A 16,321-nucleotide genomic window follows, 5' to 3' on the forward strand; every position below is an offset into this window, starting at 1 on the left:
TATGTTGGGCCAGCGTATCGTTACCGCAGTCATTCTGTTGGCCGTTCTGGCTGCAGCGATGATCAGCGCGAACCCCTGGTGGTTTGTCGCGTTGTTGGCCCTGGCGGCCGCCTGCGCCAATTGGGAGTGGCTGCGCTTGACGCTGCCGCAACCGCCTTCCCCCTTGATTGCCGTCGGCGTTGCCGTCCTGCTGTTCGCGGGCATGCTGGCGCTGGCATCAGCCTGGTTGGCGGGCGAAAAGGCCGGAATCGCTGATCCCGCCTGGGTTTTGCGTTACGTCGTGCCGGCAGTGGCTGCCGTCTGGCTGTTTGGTGGCGTGGCAGCCGTGGTCCGCGGCCGTTCCGACGCTCCGCCCGCCAGTCTGGGTTGGTCGGTTTTTTCGGTGCCCGCGGCCTTTGCCGCCTGGGCCGTGTTGGCGCAGATGTTCGTTGCGCGTGGGGCCGGGTTTGTGGTGTCGCTCCTGGCTCTGGTCTGGGTTGCCGATATCGCGGCATATTTTGCCGGCCGGGCATTCGGCAAGCGTAAACTGGCGCCGCGGGTCAGCCCCGGCAAGACGATCGCGGGCGCGGTCGCCGGCGTCCTGGGCGCGGTGCTCTGGATAGCCCTTTCCAGCCTGTGGGAAGGTACTTTCGGCCACGCGCTGGTTGAACGCTGGACCTTCTGGCTGGCCTTGCCCATTGCCGCGTTATTGGGCGTGCTGTCGATTGTGGGAGACCTGTTCGAATCGCTGCTCAAGCGGCGTACCGGCCGCAAGGACTCCAGCACGCTGCTGCCAGGCCATGGCGGGGTCTATGACCGCATCGACGCGATTCTCCCGGTCGCGCCGTTTGCGCTACTTTTGTCTGGAGTGTTGTTTTGACGGCTTTTCAACGCGTCGTCGTGCTGGGATCGACCGGTTCGATCGGTGAAAGCACGCTGGATGTGATTGCCCGCCACCCCGAGCGGCTGGCGGTTTATGCCTTGTCGGCCTACAGCCAGATGGCCCGCCTGGCGGAGCAGGCGCGGGCCAGCCGGGCGGCGGTAGTGGTGGTGCCCGACGCGGCGGCCCGCGAGAAATTCATTGCGGCCTGGGCGGGCTCCCAGCCCTTGCCGGAAATCCGCGTGGGCGCACAGGCATTGGCGGATACGGCGGCCGATGCTCAATGCGACTCGGTCATGGCGGCCATCGTCGGGGCTGCGGGCCTGCCCGCTGCGCTCGCCGCCGCCCGCAGTGGCAAGCGCGTGCTGCTGGCCAACAAGGAAGCGCTGGTGGCGGCGGGCTCGCTCTTCATGCAGGCAATACGCGACAACGGCGCCGAATTGCTGCCTATCGACAGCGAACATAACGCTATTTTCCAATGTCTTCCCCATGGCGGCCGAGCTGGCGCGCCGCAGCGCCCGGCGCCCGGTGTGCGTCGCCTCTTGTTGACCGCCTCCGGCGGGCCATTTCGCGGACGTGATCTCGAAGACCTGCACGAGGTGACCCCGGCCCAAGCCTGCGCTCACCCCAACTGGAGCATGGGCCGCAAGATTTCGGTGGATTCCGCCACCATGCTCAACAAGGGTCTGGAAGTAATCGAGGCGCATTGGTTGTTCGCCATGCCCCCCGATCGCATCGAGGTGGTCGTGCATCCCCAGAGCGTGGTGCACTCCATGGTGGAGTACGACGATGGCTCCGTGCTGGCCCAGCTGGGTCAGCCCGACATGCGCACGCCCATTGCCTACGGGCTGGGGTTTCCCGAGCGCCTGGACAGCGGCGTCGGCCCGCTGGACCTCACGCGTCTGGGACGGCTGGACTTCGAAAAGCCCGATCTGGCTCGTTTTCCATGTCTGGCCCTGTCCTTTGCGGCGCTGCGGGCGGGGCAGGGCGCCTGTGTGACCTTGAATGCCGCCAATGAGGTTGCCGTGGAGGCTTTCCTGGGTGGCCGGCTGCCATACACCTGGATTTCCCGCGTCATCGAGGCTTCCCTGGAGTGGCAGGCTCGGCAAGCATCTGTTACGCTCAACAGTCTTGACGACGTGCTTGCGCTCGATGCCGAGGCGCGCACCTTTGCGGGCAACCTGGGCCTGGCCTGATGCAGGCATCTTCGCCGTCGCCCGCTGGCCTCTGATTTCCTAGATTTCGCCGATCCCGATGCTTTTCACCCTGCTGGCCTTTGCGGTTGCGCTTGGCACCCTGATCATCTTCCATGAACTGGGGCACTATTGGGTGGCCCGCCTGTGCGGTGTGAAGGTCCTGCGCTTCTCGGTTGGGTTTGGCAAGGTCATTCTGCGCCGTACGGACCGTCACGGCACCGAATGGGCGGTTTCGGCCCTGCCGCTGGGCGGCTACGTCAAGATGCAAGACGATCCTCCCGCGGGCGCGAGCGCCGCCGAGGCGGCTGGGGCGTTCAACAGCAAGCCCGTCGGCCAGCGCATCGCCATTGTCGCGGCCGGCCCCATATTCAACCTCATCCTCGCGGTTTTCCTGTACGCCGGCCTGAACATGGCCGGCACCGAGGAGCCCGTGGCGGTCATCGCCCAGCCTGCCGCCGGCACGCCGGCCGCGCAGGCCGGCCTGATCTCGGGGGACCGGATCCTGGCCATCGATGGCGAAGAGGTGGCTTCGTGGTCCGACGCGCGCTGGCGCCTGATGGATGTCATGGCTACCGGCGGCAAGGCCCTGATCGAGGTAAAGACCCCGGCAGGCGCCGTCCAGCAACGCGAGCTCGTGCTGCCGTCCAACAGCATGGATCCGGCCGGTGGCGATCCGCTGGCGGCAGCCGGGGTCCGGCTGGCGCAGCCCAAGCCTGCCGTGCGGGTAGTCAATGACGGCGGCGAAGGGCAGGCCGCCGGCCTGCGCGCGGGTGACCTGATCCTTGCCGTGAATGGCGTGCCCACGCCGGATACCGGCGGGCTGGTCCGGCAAATCCAGGAAAGCGCCGGCAAGACCCTGGCGCTCACGCTGGCGCGCGACGGCGCCAATGTTTCCGTGAACGTCACGCCGCGCGCCGAGACCGTCAACGGCCAGGTGATCGGCCGCCTGGGAGTCCAGCTGGGCGGCGACGTCCCGATGGTGACCGTGCGTTACGGTGTGTTCGAGAGCTTGTGGAAAGGCGCGGTACGCACCTGGGACACCGCATGGTTCTCGCTGCGCATGATGGGGCGCATGGTCACGGGCGACGTTTCCTGGCGCAATGTCAGTGGTCCGGTGACCATCGCGGATTACGCCGGCCAGACCGCCAGAATCGGAATTGTTGCGTATATCGCTTATATCGCCTTGATCAGCATCAGTCTCGGCGTACTAAATTTGCTGCCTATTCCCATGCTGGACGGTGGACATCTGCTGTACTATCTCGTCGAAATTGTGCGGGGTAGCCCGCCGCCAGCAAGGTGGATCGATATCGGACAGCGCGCCGGCATAGGTTTATTGGCAAGCCTGATGGGGCTTGCGCTGTTCAATGATTTCACGCGTTTGTTCACTTGAACGCGATTTAGCATAAAATCCCCCGCCATTTGCACGACCGAGGATACTCAAGGATGTCTTTTCGCCGGATGTTTCATCACAAAAAGGGTGTACTGCCGGGTTTGATCGCCGCATTGCTGGTACCGGCCATCGCCCACGCCTTCGACCCTTTTGTCGTGCGGGATATCCGCGTAGAGGGTATTCAACGAACTGACGCCGGCACCGTCTTCGGCTATCTCCCCGTCAAGGTGGGTGAAAAGTTCACGGAAGAAGAGGCGACCGAGGCCATCCGCCGCTTGTACGGCACCGGTTTTTTCACCGATGTACAGATCCAGACGGACAACAACGTCGTAGTGGTGGTGGTGCAGGAGCGCCCGACGATCGCCTCGGTGAACTTCAACGGCATGCGTGAGTTCGATTCCAAGGCCATTACCACCTCGCTGGCGCAAGTGGGTTTTGCCGAAGGCCGCATTTTCGACCGCTCCATGCTCGAGCGCGCCGAATACGAACTGAAGCAGCAATACCTGTCCAAGGGCAAGTACGGCATCGAGGTGACGTCCACCGTGACGCCCCTGCCGCGCAACCGCGTGGGCGTGAGCTTCGACGTGTTCGAAGGCTCCGTTGCACGTATCCAGGAAATCCGCTTCGTTGGCAACAAGGCTTTCTCGGAAAGCGATCTGCTTGACGAGTTCAAGCTGACCACGCCCGGCTGGCTCACCTGGTACACCGATACGGACAAGTACTCGCGCGAAAAGCTCGAAGGCGACCTGGAGCGCCTGCGCTCGTTCTACCTGGACCGCGGCTATCTCGAATTCTCGGTCGAGCCCCCCCAGGTCACGATTTCGCCCGACCGCAAGGACATCCGCATCACGATTACCGTTCACGAAGGCGAACCCTACAAGGTGCGCAGCGTGAAACTGGCCGGCAATCTGCTGGGCCTGGACAAGGAAATCAACGCCCTGGTGGAGATCAAGCCGGAAGAGACCTTCTCGGCCGCCAAGGCCAACGGTTCGGCCAAGGCCATCACCGACTACCTGGGCGAACTGGGCTACGCGTTTGCCAACGTCAACCCGAACCCGCAGCTGGACCGTGCCAAGCACGAGGCCGACCTGACGTTCTACGTCGATCCCAGCCGCCGCGTTTACGTGCGCCGCATCCAGATCGGCGGCAACACCCGCACGCGCGACGAAGTCGTGCGCCGCGAAATGCGCCAGCAGGAAGCTGCCTGGTACGACGCCAAAGACATCAAGACCTCGCGCGACCGCGTCGACCGCCTGGGCTATTTCAGCGACGTCAACGTCAAGACCGACCCGGTCCCGGGCTCGCCCGACCAGGTCGACGTCAACGTGGACGTCAAGGAAAAGCCCACCGGCATGATCAACCTGGGCGTGGGCTACGGCTCGTCGGAAAAAGCCATTCTGTCGGCCGGTATCAGTGAAGACAACGTCTTCGGCAGCGGTACCAACCTGACGCTGCAACTGAACACCAGCAAGACCAACCGGGCCGTGGTTCTGTCGCATACCGACCCGTACTGGACCAAGGACGGCATCAGCCGCACCACGTCCGCGTACTATCGCGTGACCGAGCCGTGGAACAACAACGACGGCGACTACCGCGTCAAGGCCATGGGCCTGGGCATGAACTTCGGCGTGCCGATCTCGGAATACGACCGGATCATGCTGGGCGCGAACTTCGAACGTAACCAGATCGATCTGTTCAGCAATTCGCCGGCTGCCTACGACAAGTTCGTCGAGGACTACGGCGATTCGACCAACTCGGTGATCTTCACCACCGGCTGGACCAAGGACACGCGCGACAGCGCGCTGGCGCCGACCAAGGGCGGCTACACCCGCCTGAAGGCCGATCTGTCGACCATCGATCTGCAGTACACGATGTTGACGGCCCAGCAACAGTACTTCGTGCCGCTGGGCGGCTCCTATACGCTGGCCTTGAACGGCATGGTGGATTGGGGCCAGAGCTACGGCAGCAAGGATTATCCGGTTATCAAGAACGTCTATGCCGGCGGTATCGGCACGGTGCGCGGTTACGAAGGCTCGTCGCTGGGTCCGCGCGATACGAAGACGGGCGACTACCTGGGCGGCACGCGGCGCATTATCGCCAACGCGCAGCTGTACCTGCCGTTCCCGGGCGCGTCCAAGGATCGCACCCTGCGTTGGTTCATTTTCTCGGATGCGGGCCAGGTTTCGGCCGGCAGCGGCTTGAGCTGCACCAACGGCAAGCCCGGCAGCGAGGTCGAGGATCCTTGCGGCTGGAGGTTCTCGGCCGGTATCGGCCTGTCGTGGCAGTCGCCGATGGGACCGCTGCAACTGTCCTATGCCCGACCGCTGAATTCGAAGCCGGGCGACGACAAGCAAAGTTTCCAGTTTCAGATCGGAACGGGTTTCTAAGCGCGCCGTTACGCTTGAAAACAAGGGAGAAAGGCCCACAGCCGGCTCCCTTGCTGTTTAGTGGCACAATACACACTTTGGCTTTGCCTTACTGGAAGGTGAGATTTTCATGATGTCTGATTCCGCACTTAAAACTTCGAATTCGCTGCGCGCCAAGCGCCGCGGCAAGCTGGGCGGCTCCATTGCCCTGGTAGGTGCGCTCATTCTCGGTTCGGCTGCCGCGATTCCCGCGCAGGCGCAAGGCACGAAGATCGGTTTCGTCAATACCGAGCGGATCCTGCGCGAGTCGGGTCCGGCCAAGGCAGCGCAAAGCAAGATCGAAGCCGAATTCAAGAAGCGCGATGACGAGCTCCAGCGCCTGAACAACAGCCTGCGTTCGCAAGCCGAGAAGTTCGACAAGGACGCTCCCGTGCTGTCGGAGTCCGACCGCGTCAAGCGCCAGCGCGAGCTCTCCAACCTGGACACCGACCTGCAGCGCAAGCGCCGCGAGTTCCAGGAGGACTTCAACCGTCGCCGCAACGAAGAATTCTCCGGCATCGTGACGAAGGCCAATGACGCCATCAAGCGCATCGCCGAGCAGGAAAACTACGACCTGATCATTCAGGATGCCGTGACGGTCAACCCGCGCATCGACATCACCGACAAGGTGATCCAGAGCCTGGGCAAGTAAGCAGCACCTGTCACGTCATGCCGGTTTTACTGGATCTTGCCCGCGCTCCAACGCTGGAAGCACTGTTGAGCGCCGCCAACACCCAGGGAATGGACTGGCGTATCAGCGCAGTTCCCGGTGCGGACTCCATGCGAGTCTGTGGCATCGGAACCTTGTCATCGGCGGGTCGGCAGGAAATCGCTTTCCTCGCCAATCCCCGCTACCAGAGCCAGCTGGGCGCCACGCAGGCAGGGGCGGTCATCGTCTCGCCCGACGTGGCCCAGGCTCTGGAAGCCGAGGGCAACGCCCGGCCGCCGTTTGCGTTGGTTGTCTGTCAGCATCCCTATCTGCTTTACGCCCGAGTGGCGCAATGGTTCGACGCCGCGAGGCGGCCCGCGTTGCCTGCATCCACCCATCCTTCCGCGGTGGTCGCTGCTGACGCCACGATCGAAGAGGGCGTGCGTATCGGCCCGCACTGCGTTGTCGAATCTGGCGCGCGCATCGGTCGCGATGCCGTTCTCGGACCCGGCTGCGTGATCGGCGCAGGTTCGTCCGTAGGACCGGGCAGCCGGCTGTATGCCCACGTTACGCTGTATGACGGGGTCACGGTTGGCGCACGCGCGATCATCCATAGCGGCGCCGTGCTGGGTGCGGATGGTTTCGGTTTTGCTCCGGATCCCACCCTGGGCAAGGGCGCCTGGGGCAAGATTCCGCAGCTCGGCGGTGTAACCGTCGGCGACGATGTCGAAATCGGCGCCAACACCACCGTTGACCGTGGCGCGCTGGAGGACACCATCCTGGCCGATGGCGTCAAGCTGGACAACCAGATCATGGTTGCCCACAACTGCCGGATCGGCGCGCACACCGCCATTGCGGCTTGCGTGGGCGTGGCTGGCTCGACCACCATAGGCGAGCGCTGCACCATCGGCGGAGCGGCCATGCTGTCGGGTCACCTGACCCTGGGCGACGATGTGCACATTTCGGGCGGCACCGCGGTGACGTCCAGCATTTCGAAGCCTGGACGCTATACGGGCGTCTTCCCGTATGCGGAACATGGCGAATGGCAGCGCAACGCCGCCGTGATACAACAGTTGGCGCAATTGCGCCGGCGCGTGCGGACACTGGAAAAAGACTGAGGCGCGCCGCCGCCTTTGGCGCGTCCGCGCCGCACGATTACTTTACTTCGCAGGAAAGCATAGAAAAATGGAACTCGACATCAAGGGGATCATGGAGAGGCTGCCGCATCGTTACCCGATGCTGCTGATTGACCGCGTCGTCGAAATGGTGCCCGGCAAGTCCATCGTGGCCATCAAGAACGTCTCGATCAATGAACCGTTTTTCAACGGCCATTTCCCGCACCACCCGGTCATGCCGGGCGTGCTCATTGTGGAAGCGATGGCTCAGGCCTCGGCCCTGTTCTCGTTCACCGACGAGAACGGTGGCTTGAAGTGCGAAGGATCCAAGACCGCGTATTACCTGGTCGGCATCGACGGCGCGCGTTTCCGCCGTCCCGTCGTGCCGGGCGACCAATTGCGCATCGAGGTGGAAGCCGAACGTCTGAGCCGCAGCATCTGTAAGTACCAAGCGCGCGCGACGGTGGACGGGCAGGAAGTCGCTTCCGCCAAGCTGATGTGCGCGATCCGCAGCCTGGAAGAGTAAATGGCAGGAAACATTCACCCCACCGCCGTCGTTGATCCGGCGGCAAAGCTCGACCCGACCGTGGTCGTGGGTCCGTTTGCGACCATCGGTCCCGATGTGACCATTGGCGCGGGGACCGAGATTGGCCCGTACTGCATGGTGGACGGGGTGACGACCATTGGGCGTGACAACCGCTTCTACCGCTATTGCTCGGTTGGCGGCATGCCGCAGGACAAGAAGTACAAGGGCGAGCCCACCCGCCTTGTCGTCGGCGATCGCAACACCTTCCGCGAATACGTGACGCTCAACACCGGCACCGTGCAGGATGGCGGCGTCACGACGCTGGGCGACGACAACTGGATCATGGCGTATGTGCACGTGGCGCACGATTGCCATATCGGCAGCAACACCATCCTGGCCAATTCGGTGCAACTGGGTGGTCACGTCCACGTCGGCGACTGGGCCATCGTGGGTGGCTTGACCGGCGTGCATCAGTTCTCGCGCATTGGCGCGCACAGCATGACGGGCGGCAACAGCTCTCTCATGCAGGACACGCCGCCGTTCGTGCTGGCGGCGGGCAATCCGTGCCGCCCCGTGGGCATCAACGTGGAAGGGCTGAAGCGCCGCGGTTTCACGCCCGCCGACATTTCTGCGTTGCGGGACGCCTACAAGATCATTTATCGCCGGGGGCTGTCCCTGGATGCGGCGCGGGCCGAATTGCGGGCCCGCCAGCAGGCGGAACCCGAGGTCGCCCCGCAGCTCCAGATCCTGCTCGATTTCCTGGACGTCGCAAGCCGCGGCATCATCCGCCCATGAGCGCACGGATCGGCATGGTGGCCGGCGAGCCCTCGGGCGATTTGCTGGCCGGTCGCATCATTGCCGGTCTGCAAGCGCGCGATGGCGACGTCCGCTGCGAAGGCATAGGCGGGCCTCAGATGCAGGCCCATGGATTCGACGCATGGCATCCCATGCACGCCTTGACGGTGTTCGGCTACGTGGACGCGCTCAAGCGCCTGCCCAGCCTGCTCGGTACCTATCGGGACGTCAAGCGGCGCTGGCTGGCGGAGCCGCCCAAAGTCTTCGTCGGGATCGACGCGCCGGATTTCAACCTGCGCCTGGAGCATCAACTGCGCCAGGCCGGCACACCGACCGTCCATTTCGTGGGGCCGTCGATCTGGGCCTGGCGCTACGAGCGCATCCACAAGATCCGCGAGTCGGTATCGCATATGCTGGTGCTGTTCCCGTTCGAGGAAGAGATTTACCGCAAGGAAGGCATTCCGGTCACTTACGTGGGGCATCCGCTGGCAGGGGCCATCCCCATGGAGCCCGACCGTGCCGCCGCGCGCGAACGCCTGGGTATCGATCAGGACGCGCGGGTGCTGGCGATTTTGCCGGGTAGCCGTTCTTCCGAGATTCGTCTGCTGGCCCCGCGCTTCCTGCAGGCCGCGCAGATCCTGCAAAAGAAGGATCCGGCGCTGCAATGCGTGGTTCCCATGGTCAATGACCAGCGCCGCGCGGAGTTCCAAGCCATTTTGGCGCAGTATCCCGTGCCGGGACTGCGGTGCATCACCGCGAACGATCTGCACGGCGAGGGGGGAGAGCGCCAGGCGCCCGTGGCCTGGTCCGTCATGGAGGCCGCCACCGCAGTGCTGGTGGCCAGTGGCACCGCCACGCTGGAAACGGCGCTGTATAAGCGCCCCATGGTGATTTCCTACGTTTTGTCGCCATGGATGCGCCGCATCATGGCCTGGAAGTCCGGCCAGCAGCGCCCCTATCTACCCTGGGTTGGCCTGCCGAACGTGTTGCTGCGTGATTTCGCCGTGCCGGAGTTGCTGCAGGACGACGCCACGCCCGAAAAGCTCGCGGAAGCGACCTGGACTGCCTTGACCGATGACGCCGGCAGGGCGCGTATCGAGGCCCGTTTTACGGCCATGCACCAGGAGCTGCTGCGCGATACGCCCGCGCTGGCCGCCCAGGCGATCCTTGAGGTGGCCGGTGGAGCAGCCTGACCTGTTCGTGGCGCCGGAGCAGCCTGCCATGGTCACGGCGGGTGTGGACGAAGCCGGGCGCGGCCCGCTGGCCGGCGCGGTGTACGCGGCGGCCGTCATTTTGAACCCGGCGCGCCCGATAGCGGGCCTGGCGGACTCCAAGGTGCTCAAGGCCGCCACGCGAGAGGCGCTGGCGCTGGAGATCCAGGAGTGCGCGCTGGCATGGTGCATCGCCAGCGCCAGCGTGGCCGAGATCGACAGCTTGAACATCCTGCGTGCCACTATGCTGGCAATGCAGCGGGCGGTCCAGGGACTGGCTACCCTGCCGCAGTTGGCGCTGGTGGACGGCAATCAGGCGCCCAAGCTGGGCTGCACGGTGCAGACGGTCATCAAGGGCGATGCGCTGGTGCCCGCGATTTCGGCGGCGTCCATTCTTGCCAAGACGGCGCGCGACGCGGATCTGCTGCGCCTGCATGCGCTGTATCCCCAGTATGCCTTTGACCAGCACAAGGGATATGGCACCCCGTTGCATCTGCAGATGCTGCGCGAGCACGGCCCTTGTGCCGAACACCGCCGCAGTTTCGCTCCTATCAAGGCCTTCGGCCTGACTTCATGAAGCACATCAGTTCACGCGACAACCCCGCGGTCAAGGCGCTGGCCAAGCTGGCCGGCACGGCGGGCAAACGCGGCGCGCCGGTGCTGCTGGATGGCGTGCACCTGTGTCAGGCCTGGCTGCAGCATCATGGCGCGCCCGACCAGGCGGTTTTCGATGTGGAGCGGCTGTCGCAGCCCGATATCGCCGCGCTGGCGGCGGCCGTGCCTGAGCGCGACTGCCTGGCCCTCGATGCGCGCTTGATGCAGTCCCTGGCGGCCGTCGAGAGCGGGCAGGGCGTCGCCTTCCTGGTGACCCCGCCGGCGCCGGAGCTGCCCGACACCGTGGATGAGAATTGCGTGTTGTTCGATCGCATCCAGGATCCCGGCAATGTCGGCACCCTGTTGCGTACCTGCGCCGCAGCGGGCGTGAAACGAGTCTTCCTGGCGACGGGCACGGCGGCCGCCTGGTCGCCCAAGGTGCTGCGCAGCGGACAGGGAGCCCATTTTGCGCTGGCCATCCACGAGCAGGTCGATCTGCCCGCCTTGCTGCCCCGATTCAAGGTGCCGCTGGTCGCGACCGCGCTGGACGGTGCGCGCAACCTGTACGAGGGCGACTTGCCTGAACGATGTGCATGGGTATTCGGCCACGAAGGCCAGGGCGTGGCGGCGGAGCTGCTCGCGGCAGCCCGCCTCAAAGTCTGCATTCCGCATGATATGGCCGCCGTGGAATCGCTCAATGTAGGCGCCGCCGCCGCCATCTGCCTGTTCGAGCAACGGCGCCAGGTATTGCGCGGCGCCCGGCGCTGACGCTATTTTTGCGGCTGTGAGGGCATTTCCCGCCCCTAGTCATCCCGAAGGGAAAATGATGGCGTCGCTGCTGGCTTATGGATTGGGTCGAAGGTGCGCGCTTGCAGGGCGCGTGCTGCTGCTGGCCGGCGCGTGCGCGCTGGCCCTGAGCGCCTGCGGTTCCAGCGGCCCCCAGACGGTTGGCATGGTCAGGGCCGACGTTTCAGAGTCGGCTTACGTGATCCAGTTGTCCCGGGCGGTGTCGGGAGCCTTGCCGGACAAGACTGCTGTCAACCTGCCGGCGTCGTCCAGGTGGGTGCGGATGGGGGCACTGCCACAGGGCGACGTTTACCGAGCGGCCGACGGCCCGTTTTCGCTTCCGGGCCGTCGAGGCGAGGCAGGCTTCGTGGCCTCGTCCGGCAAAGTGCTTGGCGTGTATCTGCCGGGAGAGCGCCTGTACCTGCCTCTGTCGCGGCCGGTGGCGCTGCCCGTGTCGATGCGTCAATAATGCCCTGGGCGGGCTCTCAGCCCCGGTCCAGGCCCACTTCCTGCAGCACCGTTGTGGCGATCTCCTCGATCGATTTGGTGGTGCTGGACAGCCACGAAATCCCTTCGCGGCGCATCATGCGCTCGGCCTCGGCCACTTCGTAGCGGCATTGCTCCAATTGCGCGTAACGGCTGTTGGGGCGGCGTTCGTTGCGGACTTCGGCCAGGCGTTCGGGCTGGATCGACAGACCGAACAGCTTGCCGCGGTGCGGGGCGATGGTCGAGGGCAGGGTGCCACGTTCGAAATCGTCCGGCGTCAGGGGGAAATTGGCCGCCTTGATGGCGTACTGCATGGCCAGGTAAAGGCTGGTGGGCGTCTTGCCGCAACGGGACACGCCGACCAGGATTACGTCCGCCTGGTCCAGCTGGTTGACGAATTGGCCATCGTCATGCGCCAGGCTGAAGTTGATGGCGTCGATGCGGTTGCGGTACTTTTCCGAATTGGCCTGCATGTGGGAGCGGCCGATCGAATGGCTGGATTTGAGGCCCAGCGCCTGCTCGATGTGGCTGACGAAGGTGCCGAACAGATCAAGGAATACCCCGTTCGCCTGTCGAACACGCGCCAGGATGTCCGGGTTGACCAAGGTGCTGAATACGATCGGGGGCACCCCCGCTTCCTGGGCGCTGCGGTCAATGCGCATGGCCACTTCGGCCGCCTTTTCCAGCGTGTCCACGAAAGGCAGGCGGACAGGCTTGAAATTGACCTCTTCAAACTGAGAAAGCACTGACTGGCTGAAGGTTTCTGCGGTGATGCCGGTACTGTCGGAAACGATGTATACCGTGCGTACGATCGGGGTAGATGTCATGTGTAAAAAATTCCAACCAGGCAGATGGCCGGACGCACTCCACCGAGTACAATCAGGCCCCTATAAGTCACCCCAAGGGCGGTCCAAGGCCAGTTTGGTCAGCGCGTAAATTGGGGCTGTGATCCAGCTGTGATCCAGCTTCCTGATGCATTGACCAAACTCGCTTTCATTCCATTGTAAAAGGTGACTTCAATGTCGTACGTTGTTTTGTTCGAGCAGCTCCGCATGACGGACGTGGACTCGGTAGGAGGCAAGAACGCATCACTAGGCGAAATGATCAGCCAGCTGTCTGGCGCGGGTGTCCGCGTGCCGGGCGGCTTCGCCACGACCGCTGACGCCTTCCGCGACTTCCTCAAGGCTTCCGGCCTGGACAAGCGCATCGCCGAACGCCTGACCACGCTGAACCCCGAAGACGTGCGCGAACTGGCCAACGCCGGCGCGCAGATCCGTCAATGGATCATCGACGCCCCGTTCTCGCCTGAGTTCGAATCGCAGATCCGCGAAGCCTTTGCCAAGCTGGACGCTGACGGCAAGGGCTCGTTCGCCGTGCGCTCTTCCGCCACCGCCGAAGACCTGCCCGACGCCTCGTTCGCCGGCCAGCAGGAAACCTTCCTGAACGTCGTCGGCATCGACGACGTGCTGGACAAGATCCGCCACGTGTTCGCGTCGCTGTACAACGACCGCGCCATTTCCTATCGCGTGCACAAGGGCTACGCCCATGCCGACGTCGCCTTGTCGGCCGGCATCCAGCGCATGGTGCGTTCCGACAAGGGCAGCGCCGGCGTCATGTTCACCATCGACACGGAATCGGGCTTCCAGGACGTGGTGTTCATCACCTCTTCCTACGGCCTGGGCGAAACGGTGGTGCAGGGCGCGGTCAACCCCGACGAATTCTACGTTTTCAAGCCGACGCTGGCCCAGGGCCATTACCCGATCGTGGGCCGCCGCATCGGCTCCAAGCTGATCAAGATGGAGTTCGATCCGGAGCGCCCCGAAGGCCGCGCCGTGCGCACGGTCGACGTGCCGGTGTCCGAACGCAACCGCTACTCGCTGACCGACGACGAGGTCAACGAACTGGCCCGCTACGCCGTCATCATTGAGAAGCACTATGGCCGCCCGATGGACATCGAGTGGGGCCGCGACGGCATCGACGGCAAGATCTACATCCTGCAGGCGCGTCCGGAAACCGTGAAGTCGCAGCAGGGCGCGAACGACGTGCAGCAGCGTTACCGCCTGAAGGCTACCGGCCAGGTCCTGATCACCGGCCGCGCGATCGGTCAGAAGATCGGCGCGGGCCCGGTGCGCGTGGTTGGCGATATTTCCGACATGGACAAGGTCCAGCCGGGCGACGTGCTGGTCACCGACATGACGGATCCCAACTGGGAGCCCGTGATGAAGCGTGCGTCCGCCATTGTCACCAACCGCGGCGGCCGTACTTGCCACGCGGCGATCATCGCGCGCGAACTGGGTATTCCTGCGGTCGTGGGCTGCGGCAACGCGACCGACGTCCTGAAGGAAGGCCAGGCAGTGACCGTGTCTTGCGCCGAGGGCGACGAAGGCCGCATCTACGACGGCCTGATCGAGACCGAAGTGGAAGAAGTGCGTCGCGGCGACATGCCCCCGATCGATCTGAAGATCATGATGAACGTGGGCAATCCGCAACTGGCCTTCGATTTTGCCCAGATCCCCAACGGCGGCGTGGGCTTGGCCCGCCTGGAATTCATCATCAACAACAACATCGGTATCCACCCCAAGGCGGTGCTGGACTATCCGAACGTCGACGGCGAACTGAAGAAGGCCGTGGAATCGGCTGCCCGCGGCCATGCCAGCCCGCGCGCGTTCTTTGTCGAGAAGATGGCCGAAGGCGTGGCCACCATCGCTGCCGCGTTCTACCCCAAGCCCGTCATCGTGCGCATGTCGGACTTCAAGTCCAACGAGTACCGCAAGCTGGTCGGCGGTTCGCGCTACGAGCCCGAGGAAGAGAACCCCATGCTGGGCTTCCGCGGCGCGTCGCGCTACATCGCCGAGGACTTCGCCGAGTGCTTCCGCATGGAATGCGAAGCGCTCAAGAAGGTGCGCGATGAAATGGGTCTGACCAACGTCGAAATCATGGTTCCCTTCGTGCGTACCCTGGGCCAGGCGGCCAAGGTGGTGGACCTGCTGGCCAAGCACGGTCTGGCGCGCGGCGAGAACGGCCTGAAGCTCATCATGATGTGCGAAGTGCCGTCCAACGCCATTCTGGCTGATGAGTTCCTGCAGTATTTCGATGGCTTCTCGATCGGCTCGAACGACATGACCCAGTTGACGCTGGGCCTGGACCGCGATTCGGGCATGGAACTGCTGGCCGCCGACTTCGACGAACGCGACGATGCGGTGAAGTTCATGCTGCGCCGCGCGATCAAGGCTTGCCTGGCCGCGAACAAGTACGTGGGCATTTGCGGCCAAGGCCCCAGCGACCACCCGGACTTCGCGCAATGGCTGAAGGAAGAGGGCATCCTGTCGATGTCGCTCAATCCGGACACCGTTGTCGATACCTGGCAGCGCCTGGCCAAGAACTGATCGTTCTGCTGATGTGAAAACCCCGCGACTGCAAGGGCGCGGGGTTTTTTATTGCCCGGATTACGGCGCGGATTACGCTGCCAGCGCTTCTCGCGCGATCAACTCGCGCTTGCGGTCGATGCCCCAGCGGTAGCCGGCGAGGGAGCCGTCGGTACGGACCACGCGGTGGCAGGGGATGGCCAACGCGATGTTGTTGGTGGCGCAGGCGCGGGCCACGGCGCGCACGGCTCGCGGCGATCCTATGCGTTCGGCGATGTCGGTGTAGGTGGCGGTCTCGCCCACGGGGATCTCGCGCAGGGCTTGCCACACCCGGCGCTGGAAGGCTGTGCCTCTTACGTCCAGCGGCAGGTCCAGGCCGCGCGCCGGGTCCTCCACGAAGCCGACCACCGCCGCCACCCAGTCTTCGAACTGTGCGTCGGCGCCGATCAGGCGGGCGGCCTTGAAGCGGTCCTGAAGATTGCGCACCAGTTGTTCCGGATCTTCGTGCAGGGCGATCTCGCAGATACCCGTGTCGCTGGCCGCTACCAGCAGGGCGCCCAGGGAGCATTGCGCGACCGCGAAACGGATGTCCACGCCCTCGCCGTTTTTGCGGAAAGCGGTGGGCGTCATGCCCAGGATGGCGGGAGCGGCTTCGTAGAAGCGGCCGCTGGAATTGAAGCCGGCGTCATACATGGCGTCCGTGACGCTGGCGCTCTGCTTGAGCTGCTGGCGGGCGCGGCTGGCACGCAGGGCGTCGGCATAGGCCTTGGGCGTGATGCCGGTGGCCGCCTTGAACACGCGGTGGAAGTGGAAGCGGCTCATGCCGGCCTGTTCGGCCAGGGTGGACAGATCGGGCGGCTGCTCGGCTTCCAGTGCGCGGCAGGCGCGTTCGACAGCGGCGGCGTGCTGTTTGCTCAGGGCGGCGGCTTGGTTCATGAAAAAGC

Annotated in this window: 15 protein-coding genes; 13 read left to right on the forward strand and 2 right to left on the reverse strand. The window is 64.4% G+C overall.

What is annotated here, in order from left to right; all coding sequences use genetic code 11:
- Position 1: 1 nt before the first annotated feature.
- The 12 genes from VCS63_RS12500 to VCS63_RS12555 all read left to right on the forward strand — a co-directional run bounded on the left by VCS63_RS12500 (position 2) and on the right by VCS63_RS12555 (position 11,995).
- Positions 2 to 859 carry a phosphatidate cytidylyltransferase gene (locus VCS63_RS12500; protein WP_323879925.1) on the forward strand — a complete coding sequence of 286 codons (858 nt, stop codon included), beginning with the start codon at positions 2 to 4 and terminating at the stop codon, positions 857 to 859.
- Positions 856 to 2,055, forward strand: a complete 1,200-nt coding sequence (locus VCS63_RS12505) for a 1-deoxy-D-xylulose-5-phosphate reductoisomerase (protein WP_042793322.1) — start codon at positions 856 to 858, stop codon at positions 2,053 to 2,055. The genes VCS63_RS12500 and VCS63_RS12505 overlap by 4 nt, the downstream gene beginning before the upstream one ends.
- Positions 2,056 to 2,113: 58 nt before the next feature.
- Positions 2,114 to 3,445 (forward strand): RIP metalloprotease RseP, encoded by a 1,332-nt coding sequence (gene rseP, locus VCS63_RS12510; RefSeq protein ID WP_076813094.1) that lies wholly within the window; start codon positions 2,114 to 2,116, stop codon positions 3,443 to 3,445.
- Positions 3,446 to 3,498: 53 nt separating this feature from the next.
- Complete coding sequence (gene bamA / locus VCS63_RS12515) at positions 3,499 to 5,832, forward strand: outer membrane protein assembly factor BamA (protein WP_042793324.1); 2,334 nt, start codon at positions 3,499 to 3,501, stop codon at positions 5,830 to 5,832.
- A 109-nt stretch (positions 5,833 to 5,941) separates the two neighbouring features.
- Positions 5,942 to 6,502 carry an OmpH family outer membrane protein gene (locus VCS63_RS12520; protein WP_042793325.1) on the forward strand — a complete coding sequence of 187 codons (561 nt, stop codon included), beginning with the start codon at positions 5,942 to 5,944 and terminating at the stop codon, positions 6,500 to 6,502.
- Positions 6,503 to 6,519: 17 nt separating this feature from the next.
- Positions 6,520 to 7,617, forward strand: coding sequence for a UDP-3-O-(3-hydroxymyristoyl)glucosamine N-acyltransferase (gene lpxD, locus VCS63_RS12525; RefSeq protein ID WP_042793326.1), 1,098 nt, complete (start codon positions 6,520 to 6,522; stop codon positions 7,615 to 7,617).
- Positions 7,618 to 7,684: 67 nt separating this feature from the next.
- Complete coding sequence (gene fabZ, locus VCS63_RS12530) at positions 7,685 to 8,140, forward strand: 3-hydroxyacyl-ACP dehydratase FabZ (RefSeq protein ID WP_008167730.1); 456 nt, start codon at positions 7,685 to 7,687, stop codon at positions 8,138 to 8,140.
- Positions 8,141 to 8,935, forward strand: coding sequence for an acyl-ACP--UDP-N-acetylglucosamine O-acyltransferase (gene lpxA / locus VCS63_RS12535; RefSeq protein ID WP_063960976.1), 795 nt, complete (start codon positions 8,141 to 8,143; stop codon positions 8,933 to 8,935).
- On the forward strand, positions 8,932 to 10,128 hold the full coding sequence (lpxB, locus tag VCS63_RS12540; RefSeq protein WP_323879930.1) for a lipid-A-disaccharide synthase: 1,197 nt from the start codon (positions 8,932 to 8,934) through the stop codon (positions 10,126 to 10,128). The genes lpxA and lpxB overlap by 4 nt, the downstream gene beginning before the upstream one ends.
- Positions 10,115 to 10,723, forward strand: a complete 609-nt coding sequence (gene rnhB / locus VCS63_RS12545; RefSeq protein WP_042793327.1) for a ribonuclease HII — start codon at positions 10,115 to 10,117, stop codon at positions 10,721 to 10,723. Before lpxB ends, rnhB begins: the two co-directional genes overlap by 14 nt.
- Complete coding sequence (locus VCS63_RS12550; RefSeq protein ID WP_175198931.1) at positions 10,720 to 11,508, forward strand: TrmH family RNA methyltransferase; 789 nt, start codon at positions 10,720 to 10,722, stop codon at positions 11,506 to 11,508. Before rnhB ends, VCS63_RS12550 begins: the two co-directional genes overlap by 4 nt.
- Before the next feature lie 82 nt (positions 11,509 to 11,590).
- Positions 11,591 to 11,995: a hypothetical protein gene (locus VCS63_RS12555; RefSeq protein WP_254594468.1), complete on the forward strand. Its 405-nt coding sequence runs from the start codon at positions 11,591 to 11,593 to the stop codon at positions 11,993 to 11,995.
- 16 nt (positions 11,996 to 12,011) lie between these two features.
- Here the strand turns inward: VCS63_RS12555 and VCS63_RS12560 are convergent, their stop codons facing one another.
- The gene (locus VCS63_RS12560; RefSeq protein WP_042793329.1) at positions 12,012 to 12,839 is read right to left on the reverse strand and encodes a pyruvate, water dikinase regulatory protein; all 828 of its coding nucleotides are present in this window, start codon (positions 12,837 to 12,839) and stop codon (positions 12,012 to 12,014) included.
- A gap of 192 nt (positions 12,840 to 13,031) precedes the next feature.
- Here VCS63_RS12560 and ppsA point away from each other — a divergent pair, with 192 nt between their 5' ends.
- Positions 13,032 to 15,398 carry a phosphoenolpyruvate synthase gene (ppsA, locus tag VCS63_RS12565; protein ID WP_042793330.1) on the forward strand — a complete coding sequence of 789 codons (2,367 nt, stop codon included), beginning with the start codon at positions 13,032 to 13,034 and terminating at the stop codon, positions 15,396 to 15,398.
- A 72-nt stretch (positions 15,399 to 15,470) separates the two neighbouring features.
- Here the strand turns inward: ppsA and VCS63_RS12570 are convergent, their stop codons facing one another.
- Positions 15,471 to 16,313 carry a bifunctional transcriptional activator/DNA repair enzyme AdaA gene (locus VCS63_RS12570; RefSeq protein WP_149064695.1) on the reverse strand — a complete coding sequence of 281 codons (843 nt, stop codon included), beginning with the start codon at positions 16,311 to 16,313 and terminating at the stop codon, positions 15,471 to 15,473.
- Positions 16,314 to 16,321 lie beyond the last annotated feature (8 nt).

It is taken from the genome of Achromobacter sp. D10 (assembly GCF_035282245.1).
In the GTDB taxonomy this organism is placed as follows: domain Bacteria; phylum Pseudomonadota; class Gammaproteobacteria; order Burkholderiales; family Burkholderiaceae_B; genus Achromobacter; species Achromobacter insolitus.